At 60.6% G+C, this 12,040-nt stretch carries 6 protein-coding genes; 4 read left to right on the top strand and 2 right to left on the bottom strand.

What is annotated here, in order from left to right; genetic code table 11:
* Positions 1 to 180 precede the first annotated feature (180 nt).
* Both xdhB and xdhA read right to left on the bottom strand, forming a co-directional pair.
* Complete coding sequence (gene xdhB, locus H8S56_RS21325) at positions 181 to 2,547, bottom strand: xanthine dehydrogenase molybdopterin binding subunit (protein WP_187519696.1); 2,367 nt, start codon at positions 2,545 to 2,547, stop codon at positions 181 to 183.
* Positions 2,540 to 3,994, bottom strand: a complete 1,455-nt coding sequence (xdhA, locus tag H8S56_RS21320) for a xanthine dehydrogenase small subunit (RefSeq protein WP_187519695.1) — start codon at positions 3,992 to 3,994, stop codon at positions 2,540 to 2,542. Before xdhA ends, xdhB begins: the two co-directional genes overlap by 8 nt.
* 273 nt (positions 3,995 to 4,267) lie before the next feature.
* Between xdhA and H8S56_RS21315 the strand changes: the two genes are divergently transcribed.
* The 4 genes from H8S56_RS21315 (at position 4,268) to ligA (ending at position 12,022) form a co-directional block, all read left to right on the top strand.
* Positions 4,268 to 4,927 (top strand): GntR family transcriptional regulator, encoded by a 660-nt coding sequence (locus H8S56_RS21315; protein WP_187519694.1) that lies wholly within the window; start codon positions 4,268 to 4,270, stop codon positions 4,925 to 4,927.
* 4 nt (positions 4,928 to 4,931) lie between these two features.
* Positions 4,932 to 8,420: a chromosome segregation protein SMC gene (smc, locus tag H8S56_RS21310; RefSeq protein WP_187519693.1), complete on the top strand. Its 3,489-nt coding sequence runs from the start codon at positions 4,932 to 4,934 to the stop codon at positions 8,418 to 8,420.
* A 252-nt stretch (positions 8,421 to 8,672) separates the two neighbouring features.
* The gene (gene zipA, locus H8S56_RS21305; RefSeq protein ID WP_187519692.1) at positions 8,673 to 9,548 is read left to right on the top strand and encodes a cell division protein ZipA; all 876 of its coding nucleotides are present in this window, start codon (positions 8,673 to 8,675) and stop codon (positions 9,546 to 9,548) included.
* A 125-nt stretch (positions 9,549 to 9,673) separates the two neighbouring features.
* Complete coding sequence (gene ligA, locus H8S56_RS21300) at positions 9,674 to 12,022, top strand: NAD-dependent DNA ligase LigA (RefSeq protein WP_187519691.1); 2,349 nt, start codon at positions 9,674 to 9,676, stop codon at positions 12,020 to 12,022.
* Positions 12,023 to 12,040 lie beyond the last annotated feature (18 nt).

Raw genomic sequence — 12,040 nt, 5'->3', positions numbered from 1 at the left:
GAGCAAGCTCACTCCCACAGGGATGTGAACTGCGCACTCCGTGGGAGCGAGCTTGCTCGCGAAGACTGTGTTTCAGACGACCTAGGTGCAGTGCTTGTACTGGCTGCTTCGCGAGCAAGCCGGCTTCCACGAGTCGAGTGACGATTGTGCTCACGCTCCGTGAGGAGCAGTTTGTAGCGGTCACATACATACGGTTTTCCCCCGCTCACGCATCTGCTCGCACCCCCACAACACCTTCTCCGGCGTCGCAGGTGCGTCGATCCGGGGTTGGTGGCGGTAGTCGCCCAAGCTGGCAACCGCATCCTTGATTGCGCACCATGCGGCGATCCCCAGCATGAACGGCGGCTCGCCCACGGCTTTGGAGTGAAACACCGTGTCTTCCGGGTTCTTGCGGTTTTCCACCAGCTTGACCCGCAGGTCCAAGGGCATGTCGGCCACGGCCGGGATCTTGTACGACGCGGGACCTGTGGTCAGCAGTTTGCCCTTGGCGTTCCACACCAGCTCTTCGGTGGTCAGCCAGCCAGCGCCCTGAATGTAACCGCCTTCGACCTGGCCAATGTCGATGGCAGGATTCAGCGAGGCACCGACGTCGTGCAGGATGTCGGTGCGCAGCATCTTGTATTCGCCGGTCAGGGTGTCGACGATCACTTCGGCACAGGCTGCGCCAAAGGCGAAGTAATAGAACGGCCGGCCTCGCGCCTGACTGCGGTCGTAGAAAATTTTCGGCGTCTTGTAATAACCGGTGCTGGACAACGATACCTGACCCATCCACGCCAACTGAGCCAGCTCGGCGAATGACAGCAGGGTATCGCCAGCCCGCACATGGCCATTGCGAAACTCGACCTGGCTTTCCTCGATCTTGAAATGTTTCGCAGCAAACTCGACCAGTCGCTGTCTGAGAATTTCGGCTGCGTTCTGCGCGGCCTTGCCGTTGAGGTCGGTGCCGCTGGAGGCTGCCGTGGGCGACGTATTGGGCACCTTGTCGGTGTTGGTGGCGGTAATCTGGATACGCTCGATGTCCACCTGAAACACCTCGGCCACCACCTGCGCGACCTTGACGTTCAAGCCCTGGCCCATTTCGGTGCCGCCATGGTTCAGGTGGATGCTGCCGTCGGTGTAAATGTGGATCAGCGCACCGGCCTGATTGAGAAAACTGGCCGTAAAGGAAATCCCGAACTTGACCGGTGTCAGCGCCAGGCCTTTCTTCAGGATCGGGCTGCCGGCATTAAAAATGCGAATGGCTTCACGACGCTCGGCGTACTCGCAACTCTGCTCCAGGTCCGCCGTCATTTCTTCCAGCAGGTTGTGCTCGACGGTCTGATAATAATGCGTGACGTTGCGCTCGGTCTTGCCGTAGTAGTTGACCTTACGCACGGCCAGCGGGTCCTTGCCCAGATAGCGGGCGATGCAGTCCATGACTTCTTCGATGGCGACCATGCCTTGCGGCCCGCCGAAGCCGCGATACGCGGTGTTGGATGCCGTGTGAGTCTTGCAGCGATGGCCGTTGATCGTCGCTTCGCCGAGGTAATACGCGTTATCGGCGTGAAACATGGCGCGATCCACAATCGATGCCGACAAGTCTGGCGAGTAGCCGCAATTGCCCGCCAGATCCAGTTCGATGCCCTGTAGGCGACCGGTGTCGTCAAACCCCACGTCGTACTCAATGTAGAACGGGTGCCGCTTGCCGGTCATGATCATGTCTTCGACGCGTTGCAGGCGCATCTTGGTCGGCTGGCCGGTCAGTCGTGCCACGACGGCGCACAGGCATGCGGGGCTGGCCGCCTGGGTTTCCTTGCCACCAAAGCCGCCGCCCATGCGGCGCATGTCGACCACGATCCGGTTCATCGGAACGTCCAGTACCTCAGCCACCAGCTTCTGGATTTCGGTAGGGTTCTGGGTCGAGCTGTAGACGATCATGCCGCCATCTTCAGTGGGCATCACCGAGGCGATCTGTGTCTCCAGGTAGAAATGTTCCTGCCCGCCGATGTGCAGGCTGCCTTGCAGGCGATGGGGTGCGCCTTGCAGCGCAGTGGCCGAGTCGCCGCGCTTGTGGGTGTGGCTGTCGAGCACGAAATGCTTCTGACGCAAGGCCTGCACTACATCCAGCACCGGTTCCAGGTCTTCGTATTCGATCACGGCCGCCATGGCAGCCTCGCGGGCAGTGTCCAGATCGCGCGCGGCCACGGCCAGCACCGGCTGACCGACGAACTCGACCTTGTCGATGGCCAGCAGCGGGTCGCCTGGCAGCAGCGGACCGATGTCTTTGAGGCCTGGAATGTCTTGGTGAGTGATGACGATCCGCACGCCCTCAACCGCGTAACACGGCGTGGTGTCGATGCTGATGATGCGTGCATGGGCGCGGTCTGAAAGCCGTGCGTAGACATGCAGTTGATTGGGAAACTCCAGCCGGTCATCGATGTACACAGCTTCGCCGGACACGTGCTTGTCCGCGCTGTCATGCTTGACGCTGCGACCTGCGCCGGTGGTGATCCCTTGCTCGAAGAGGGCTGCCATCTCGGCCTGGGTGAGCGGGGCGTGGTCAGACATAGTGAGTCACCCGCGTTGGTGTGTGAGGCGTCTGCAATTCGATGAAGCACTTGCGCAACAGGTTGCGGGCGCTGAGCAGGCGGTATTCCTTGCTGGCGCGGAAGTCCGTCAGGGGAGTGAAGTCTTCACCCAGCGCCGTGCAGGCGCGCTCGACGGTCTCGCTGTTCCAGCGCTGGCCAGCCAGTGCCCGCTCACAGGCCGCGGCACGTTTTGGAATGGCTGCCATGCCGCCGAAGGCCACCCGCGCGTGTTCGATGACGCCGTCGGTGATCTGCAGGTGAAAGGCTGCGCAGACCGCCGAGATATCGTCGTCCAGACGCTTGGACACCTTATAGGCTTTGAACACCTGAAGAGCGCTTGCAGTCGGCACGATGATTTTTTCGATGAACTCGCTTTCCTGGCGCGCCGTGACTTTGTAATCAACGAAGTAATCTTCCAGCGCCAGCGTGCGTTGGGCAGCACCTTTGCGCAGCACGATCTGCGCGCCGAGTGCGATCAGCAGCGGTGGGGCGTCGCCGATGGGGGAGGCATTGCCGATGTTGCCGCCCAAGGTGCCCTGATTGCGAATCTGCAACGAAGCGAAGCGCTGCAGCAGTTCGCCGAAGTCGGGGTATTCGGCTTTGAGTGCAGCGTAACAATCGGTCAGCGGCGTGGCTGCGCCGATCTCCAGGCGATCCTCGAAACGCTCGATGCGCTTCATGGCCTCGATATGCCCGACATAAATCATCACGGGCAGCGCCTTGTGAAACTGGGTCACTTCCAGTGCCAGGTCGGTGCCGCCAGCCAATAGGCGCGCCTGAGGGTTTGCGTCATAGAGGTCGGCGAGATCGGCAACGGTCAGCGGGATCAGGCAGCGTTTTTCACCATCGTTCAACTCGCCGGTCTGGTGCGGGGCGATGGCGCGCAAACGCTCGATCGTCTGCACGCGAAGCTGATCGAACTGATCCGGCTCACGCTGGGTGCAGGCCTGTTCGGCAGCGGCCAGAATCGGGCGATAGCCCGTGCAACGGCATAGATTGCCGGCCAGTGCTTCGTGGGCTTGATGCGCATCGGCCTGTCCGCTGTTCTTCTGCAAGGCAAACAGCGACATCACGAAGCCCGGTGTGCAGAAGCCGCATTGCGAGCCATGACACTCGACCATCGCCTGCTGCACGCTGTGCAAGCGGCCCTGATGCTTGAGGTCTTCGACACTGATGAGTTGCTTGCCATGCAGCGAAGCGACGAAGGTCAGGCACGAGTTCAGACTGCGATAGCGCAGTTGTTGCTCGCCCGTGGCATCGGTTTCCAGCTCGCCTACCACAACAGTGCAGGCGCCGCAGTCACCGCTGGCGCACCCTTCCTTGGTGCCGGGCTTGTGTACCTGCTCGCGCAGGTAGGTCAGCACGGTCATATTCGGATCGAGGGTACGCTCGGTTTTAAGCGCTTGGTTCAAAAGGAACTGAATCACGGCGTAATGCCCTCAATTGACTGTCATCGGACATGTCGATGAATTTATCAGCTTTGTTTATTGGGTCAATTTGTTTCTGACTCTTGGGTCAGGAAATCAGGTTTTCGGCACCTCTGCCGATCAAAGGCGTCCAACCTTTGAATCGCCTGTCGGGCAATGGTCGAGGTTTTGCGTGTTTCGTGCCAGATTCGGTGGTCGTGGCCCTGCGCCATGCCTGTCGGTTGCGATACACTCCGCCTCTTGTATGTAGAACTGGTTTTTTGAAGGATAGTCATGACGTTCAAGGCACCGGACAGCCTCGCTGAGCAAATAGCCCATCACCTTGCAGAACGGATCATCCGCGGTGAGCTCAAGCCTGGAGAGCGAATCCAGGAGCAAAAAGTCACGCAGGCGTTGAACGTCAGTCGTGGTTCCGTGCGCGAAGCACTGCTGATTCTGGAACGCCGCCATCTGGTCGCGATCCTGCCGCGCCGTGGCGCGCAGGTCACTGTGCTCAATGCCCACAATGTCACCAGCCTGTGCACGCTGATGAGCGAGCTATACGTTTTGCTGGCCAACGCGGTCGCCGAACATTGGAAAAGTCCGGACGATCTTGCCCCGTTTCTGGCCATTCAGCAGCGTCTGCATGCCAGCTTCGAAAGCACCGACGTCAAGGCCTTCGTCGAAGAGAGCTTTAATGTCATGCGCGCGGCGTATCCGTTTGCCAACAATCCGTACCTTGAGGAAACCATCGAGAACCTGCAGCCGTCCATGAGCCGCAGCTACTTCCTGGCCCTTGAGCAGCGCAAGGCCGAGATGAGCGATTACGTGGACCTGTTCGGCCAATTGCTTGAAGCGGTGGTGGCGCGTGACCTGGCTCAGGTCCGAGTGGTACTGATCAATTACTGCCAGCGCAGCTGTCAGTCGGTCCTTTCCGCGCTGGCAGCGAGCTGACGCTATGCGCCTGAAGTGCATCAAGCTGGCGGGGTTCAAGTCCTTCGTCGACCCCACCACGGTGAACTTCCCCAGCAACATGGCGGCTGTTGTCGGTCCCAACGGGTGCGGCAAATCCAACATCATCGACGCCGTGCGCTGGGTCATGGGCGAAAGTTCGGCCAAGAACCTGCGCGGCGAGTCGATGACCGACGTCATCTTCAACGGTTCGACCAGTCGCAAACCGGTCAGCCAGGCGAGTATCGAGTTGGTGTTCGATAACGCCGATGGCACGCTGGTGGGCGAATACGCGGCCTACGCCGAAATCTCCATTCGCCGCAAAGTGACCCGCGATAGCCAGAACAGCTATTACCTCAACGGCACCAAATGCCGTCGTCGTGACATTACCGATATTTTCCTCGGCACCGGTCTGGGTCCCCGCAGCTACTCGATCATCGAGCAGGGCATGATCTCCAAACTGATCGAAGCCAAACCCGAGGATCTGCGCAATTTCATCGAAGAAGCGGCAGGCATCTCCAAGTACAAGGAGCGCCGCCGAGAGACCGAGAATCGCATCCGTCGAACGCACGAAAACCTTGCCCGCCTGACCGATCTGCGTGAAGAGCTGGAACGCCAGCTCGAACGGTTGCACCGACAGGCGCAGGCCGCCGAGAAGTATCAGGAATACAAGACCGAAGAGCGCCAGCTCAAGGCGCAACTGTCAGCGCTGCGCTGGCAGGCGTTGAACGAGCAGGTCGGTCAGCGTGAAGCGGTGATCGGCGGACAGGAGGTCGGGTTTGAGGCGCTGGTCGCCGATCAGCGCAGCGCCGATGCCAGCATCGAAAGGTTGCGTGACGGCCATCACGACCTTTCCGAGCGCTTCAATCTGGTGCAGGGCCGCTTCTATTCGGTGGGCGGCGACATTGCCCGCGTCGAGCAGAGCATCCAGCACGGTCAGCAGCGTCTGCGCCAGTTGCAGGACGATCTGCGCGAGGCAGAACGCGCTCGCCAGGAAACCGAGTCTCATCTGGGCCACGACACCACGTTGCTGGCGACCCTGAGCGAAGAGCTGGAGATGCTCGAGCCCGAGCAGGCAATCACCAGCGCAGCGGCTGAAGAGTCGGCCATCGCCCTGGAAGACGCCGAAGCGGCCATGCAGGGCTGGCAGGAACAATGGGATGTGTTCAATCAGCAGTCTGCCGAGCCACAGCGTCAGGCCCAGGTTCAGCAATCGCGTATCCAGCAGCTTGAACAAAGCATGGAGCGGTTGGCCGAGCGCCAGCGGCGTCTGGGTGAAGAGCGCCAGTTGCTGGCCGCCGACCCTGAAGACGCAGCGATTCTTGAGCTGAGCGAAGACCTCGCCACTCGTGAGATGACCCTCGAAGAGCTGCATCTGGGCGAAGAGCAGGCTGTCGAGCGTCTTGAGCAACTGCGCGAAGCCTTGCAGCGCGCCAATCAGGATCAGCAGCAGGCGCAGGGTCAGTTGCAGCGTCTCAACGGCCGACTGGCCTCGCTGGAAGCCCTGCAGCAGGCTGCCCTCGATCCTGATACCGGTACGGCTGAATGGCTGCGTGATCAACAACTGGATCAGCGCCCACGTCTGGCGCAAAGCCTCACGGTGGAGGCTGGCTGGGAAATGGCGGTCGAAACCGTGCTGGGTGCCGACTTGCAGGCCGTGCTGGTCGATGATTTCGACGGGCTGGACCTGGCGAACTTTCAGCAGGGCGATCTGCGGCTGTTGAGCGCGAGTGCCGACACCCAGCGTATCGCGGGCAGCCTGCTTGAAAAGGTGGAAAGCGATATCGACCTTTCCGCCTGGCTGGGGCAGGTGATCCCGGTCAACGATCTGGACGATGCGTTGGCTCGGCGAGGACAACTGGCCGCCGGCCAAAGCCTGATCAGCCGCGACGGTTATTGGGTCGGGCGGCATTTTCTGCGCGTCCGGCGTGCCAGCGAAGCCCAGAGCGGCGTGCTGGCGCGTGGTCAGGAATTGCAACAACTCGGCATTGAGCGTGACGAGCGCGAAGCGACGCTGGCCGCGCTGGAAGAACAACTGCTGACCCTGCGCGAGCAGCAGTCGCAACAGGAAGAATCAAGAGAGCAACTGCGCCGCCGGGTGCAGGATGAGACCCGCCAGCAAAGCGAGCTTAACGCGCAACTGTCGGCGGCCAAGGCCAAGGTCGAACAGCTGACGTTACGCCGCACCCGTCTGGATGAAGAACTGGCCGAGCTGGGCGAGCAACGTGCCGTCGAGCACGAGCATCTGGGTGAGTCGCGTCTTGAGTTGCAGGACGCGCTGGACGCCATGGCGCAAGACACCGAACAACGTGAAGTGCTGCAGGCGCAGCGCGACAGCCTGCGCGAGCGGCTCGACCGTGTGCGCCAGGAAGCCCGTCTGCACAAGGATCGCAGTCATCAACTGGCGGTGCGTCTGGGGTCGCTCAAGGCGCAGCATGATTCAACACGCCAGGCGCTGGAGCGCTTGCAGATGCAATCCGAGCGCCTGACGGAAAAGCGCGAGCAGTTGAGCCTGAATCTGGAGGAGGGCGAAGCGCCACTGGAAGAGCTGCGCCTCAAGCTTGAGGAGTTGCTGGAGCGGCGCATGGTGGTCGATGACGAGATGCGCATCGCCAAAAACGCGCTGGAAGACGCTGATCGTGAACTGCGTGACGCTGAAAAGCGCCGTACTCAGGCCGAGCAACAGTCGCAATTGCTGCGCGGCCAGCTCGAACAGCAGCGTCTGGAGTGGCAGGCCCTGACGGTGCGCCGCAAGGCCCTGCAGGATCAGTTGCACGAAGATGGCTACGACCTGCACGGCGTGCTCGCCACACTGACGCCCGAAGCCAGCGAGCAGGCCGCCGAGCAGCAACTGGAAAGCATCGCCGCACGTATTCAGCGCCTGGGCGCGATCAACCTGGCCGCCATCGACGAATACCAGCAGCAGTCCGAGCGCAAGCGCTATCTGGATGCGCAGGATGCCGATCTGGTCGAGGCGCTGGAGACGCTGGAAAACGTGATCCGCAAGATCGACAAGGAGACCCGCAATCGCTTCAAAGATACCTTCGATCAGATAAATAGCGGAATTCAGGCACTTTTCCCAAAAGTTTTCGGTGGTGGCTCCGCTTATTTGGAACTGACGGGCGAAGATTTACTCGATACAGGGGTGACAATCATGGCGCGCCCCCCTGGCAAGAAAAACAGCACCATCCATTTGTTGTCGGGTGGGGAAAAAGCACTGACTGCACTGGCATTGGTTTTTGCCATTTTCAAACTCAATCCGGCACCGTTCTGCATGCTCGACGAAGTCGATGCGCCGCTGGACGATGCCAACGTTGGCCGATACGCCCGACTGGTGAAGGAGATGTCGCAGACGGTGCAATTCATCTACATCACCCACAACAAGATCGCCATGGAAATGGCCGATCAACTGATGGGTGTGACCATGCATGAGCCCGGCTGTTCACGGCTGGTGGCGGTGGATGTTGAGGAGGCTATGGCCTTAGTGGATGCCTAGGCAAATACACCCGATTCAGCGGTGAAAGTGGCAGTACCTGGCCTGAAAATGTGAGGTCCGTGCGGTAGATATCAATTTGTGCGCCAAAGAGGTGTTACAGACGGTGTAAAGTTACCTTTGGTCGTGCTAGTTTAGTGACCACTTTTTATTTTCGCGTGGGCAAAATGCCAGTCAGAACATAGACTTGGCACCACGTATTAAAGGGGTTTAGGCCCTTATTTTCAGAATTCTTCATTAGAGGCACTGGATTACATGGAAATCGGTCTGCGCGAGTGGCTGATCGTCATCGGCATAATAGTCATTGCCGGTATTCTCTTCGATGGCTGGCGCCGTATGCGCGGCGGCAAGGGGAAATTGAAATTCAGGCTGGACCGCAGCTTCTCCAACCTTCCGGACGACGAGGAAACCACCTCCGCCGAAGTGCTGGGGCCGCCACGTGTACTGGATACTCACAAGGAACCACAGCTGGACGAACACGACCTGCCGTCGATGAGCGCCAGCCCGCGAGACAACGCGCGTGAAAACCCGCGTGAGAGCAAACGCAGCAACAGCGACAAGAAGCGCAAGGGCGAGCCGCATCAGGGCGACCTGAACCTGGACATGGATGGACCAAGCCTGTTCACAGGCCGCGACGACGATTTCCCGGACGACAAGCCCACCCAGACCATCACCGAAGACAAGGACCTGCCTCCGGTCGAGGAAGTGCTGGTCATCAGCGTGATCTCGCGCAGCGAAGGCGGGTTCAAGGGTCCTGCGTTGTTGCAGAACATTCTGGAAAGCGGCCTGCGTTTCGGCGAAATGGACATCTTCCACCGTCACGAAAGCATGGCAGGCAACGGCGAAGTGCTGTTCTCCATGGCCAACGCGGTCAAGCCGGGCGTCTTCGATCTGGACGACATCGACCATTTCAGTACCCGCGCCGTGAGCTTCTTCCTCGGTCTGCCGGGTCCGCGTCATCCCAAGCAGGCATTCGACGTCATGGTCGCGGCGGCCCGCAAGCTGGCGCACGAACTGGACGGTGAGCTGAAGGATGATCAACGTAGCGTGATGACCGCACAGACCATCGAGCACTATCGCCAGCGCATCGTTGAATTCGAGCGTCGTGCATTGACTCAGCGTCGCGGCTGAGCCTTTGCTGTGTCGGCCCTGATTGAATCGCATCCACTGCGTTCCAGAAGGGCTGAATACCGGTACAACAGAACCATCCAATCGAGCAGCCCAGGCTGCTCTTTTGCTTTTTGAGAGAACACCCTATGAAGGCCGTCGAAACCCGAATCCTGGAACTGCGCGCAGAGCTGGATCAGCACAACTACCGCTACCACGTTCTGGATGAACCCAGCATTCCCGATGTCGAATACGACCGCCTGTTCCACGAACTCAAGGCGCTGGAAGCCGAGAACCCGCATCTGGTCACGCCCGATTCGCCCACCCAGCGGGTCGGCAGCGCGGCCTTGTCGGCGTTTACCCAGGTACGTCATGAAGTGCCGATGCTCAGCCTGGGTAACGCGTTCGAAGAAAACGACATGCATGAGTTCGACCGTCGGGTGACCGAAGGCCTGGATCTGCCGGAAGGCAGTCGCAAGGTTCAGTACAGTTGCGAGCCCAAGCTCGACGGTCTGGCGGTCAGCCTGTTGTACCGCGACGGCGCGCTGGTGCGTGGCGCGACGCGGGGTGATGGGGCGACGGGTGAAGACATCAGCGTCAACGTGCGCACGGTGCGCAACATTCCGCTCAAGCTGCATGGCACCGGCTGGCCTGAGGTGCTGGAAGTGCGCGGTGAAGTGTTCATGTCCAAGGCCGGTTTCGAGCGGCTTAACGCCAGCCAGCTGGAAGTGGGCGGCAAGACCTTCGCCAACCCGCGTAACGCGGCGGCTGGCAGCCTGCGCCAGCTGGATTCGAAGATCACCGCCAACCGTCCGCTGGAGTTCTGCTGCTACGGCCTGGGCCAGCTTTCTGCTGAGGTGGCGGACACCCACGTGGACGTGCTCAATCAGCTCAAGGCATGGGGCATGCCGGTCAGTCACGAGCTGAAGCTGGCGGACGGCATCGAAGCGTGTCTGGCCTATTACCGTGACATTGGCGAGCGGCGGTTGTCGCTGAGCTACGAGATCGATGGCGTGGTGTTCAAGGTCAATCGCCTGGCCGATCAGCGTGAACTGGGTTTCCGGGCCCGCGAGCCGCGCTGGGCAATTGCCCATAAATTCCCGGCCATGGAAGAGCTGACCGAGTTGCTGGATGTGGAGTTTCAGGTGGGGCGCACCGGCGCGGTGACGCCGGTTGCGCGCTTGAAGCCGGTCAAGGTGGCGGGCGTCACGGTCGCCAATGCGACCCTGCATAACATGGACGAAGTGGCACGCCTGGGCCTGATGATCGGCGACACCGTGATCATTCGCCGTGCCGGGGATGTCATCCCGCAGGTCGTACGAGTGGTCTTGGAGCGTCGTCCTGAGGACGCCCGGCCAGTCGAGGTGCCGAAAACCTGTCCGGTGTGTGGCTCGCATGTCGAGCCGACGCAGCTGATCAAGCGCAGCAAGGGCAAGGCAACCGTCAGCGAAGGCGCGGTGTACCGTTGCGTGGGTCGCCTGGCCTGTGGCGCACAGCTCAAGCAGGCGATCATCCATTACGTGTCGCGTCGCGCCATGGACATCGAAGGCCTGGGCGACAAGACCATCGAGCAACTGGTGGACGAAAAGCTGATTGGCTCGCCTGCCGACCTGTACACACTCGAATACGATCAGATCATCGACCTGGAAGGTTTTGCCAAAATCTCCAGCGAAAAGCTGCTCAAGGCGATTGCCGACAGTCGTCAGCCAACGCTGTCACGTTTCATCTACGCGCTGGGTATTCCGGATGTCGGTGAGGAGACGGCCAAGGTGCTGGGGCGTTCGCTGGCGTCCCTGGATCGCGTCAAGCAGGCCTTGCCTGAAGTGCTGACGTACCTGCCGGACATCGGCCTGGAAGTCGCTCATGAGATTCACAGCTTCTTCGAGGATGAGCATAACCGTCATGTGATCGACGCACTGTTGGGCGAGTGCGGTCTGCAATTGCAGGATCAGGGTGAGCTGGGTGCCGAGTTCGCGGCCAGTACCACGCTTGAAAGTCTGATCGACAAACTGCACGTGCCCTCGGTCGGTCCGGGTGCCGCGCAGAAGCTGGCCGACAAGTTCGGCACGCTGGAGGCGGTGATTGGCGCAGACTGGCTGGACATGCGTCAGGCGTTGCCGGAGAAGCAGGCCAAGGCGGTGCGTGATTTCTTCGATGACACCGCCAACGCCGAGCGTGCGCGGGCTATCGAAGCGCAACTCAAGGACTTCGGCATGCACTGGCGCAGCGAGAAAAAGATCGTCGAAGGCCTGCCGCTGGCCGGGCAGACCTGGGTGCTGACCGGAACCCTGGAGCGCATGAGTCGCGAGGTCGCCAAGGAAAAACTTGAAAGCCTGGGTGCCAAGGTCTCAGGCTCCGTCTCGGCCAAGACCCATACTGTGGTCGCAGGGCCGGGTGCGGGCTCCAAGCTGACCAAAGCCAATGAACTGGGCCTGACGGTGCTGGATGAAGATGCGCTGCTGTTGCGTCTGAGCGAACTGGGTGTGGCGGTGGACTGATAGCCAGGTGGTGGGAGG

Source organism: Pseudomonas triticifolii (assembly GCF_014358015.1).
GTDB classification, from domain to species: Bacteria; Pseudomonadota; Gammaproteobacteria; order Pseudomonadales; family Pseudomonadaceae; genus Aquipseudomonas; species Aquipseudomonas triticifolii.
This window is presented reverse-complemented; position numbering and strand designations above follow the sequence as displayed.

Excerpts from the sequence above, each read along its gene's own strand:
- xdhB (WP_187519696.1), bottom strand. The coding sequence starts at position 2,547 with ATGTCTGACCACGCCCCGCTCACCCAGGCCGAGATGGCAGCCCTCTTC.
- H8S56_RS21315 (WP_187519694.1), top strand. The coding sequence starts at position 4,268 with ATGACGTTCAAGGCACCGGACAGCCTCGCTGAGCAAATAGCCCATCAC.
- smc (WP_187519693.1), top strand. The coding sequence starts at position 4,932 with ATGCGCCTGAAGTGCATCAAGCTGGCGGGGTTCAAGTCCTTCGTCGAC.
- zipA (WP_187519692.1), top strand. The coding sequence starts at position 8,673 with ATGGAAATCGGTCTGCGCGAGTGGCTGATCGTCATCGGCATAATAGTC.
- ligA (WP_187519691.1), top strand. The coding sequence starts at position 9,674 with ATGAAGGCCGTCGAAACCCGAATCCTGGAACTGCGCGCAGAGCTGGAT.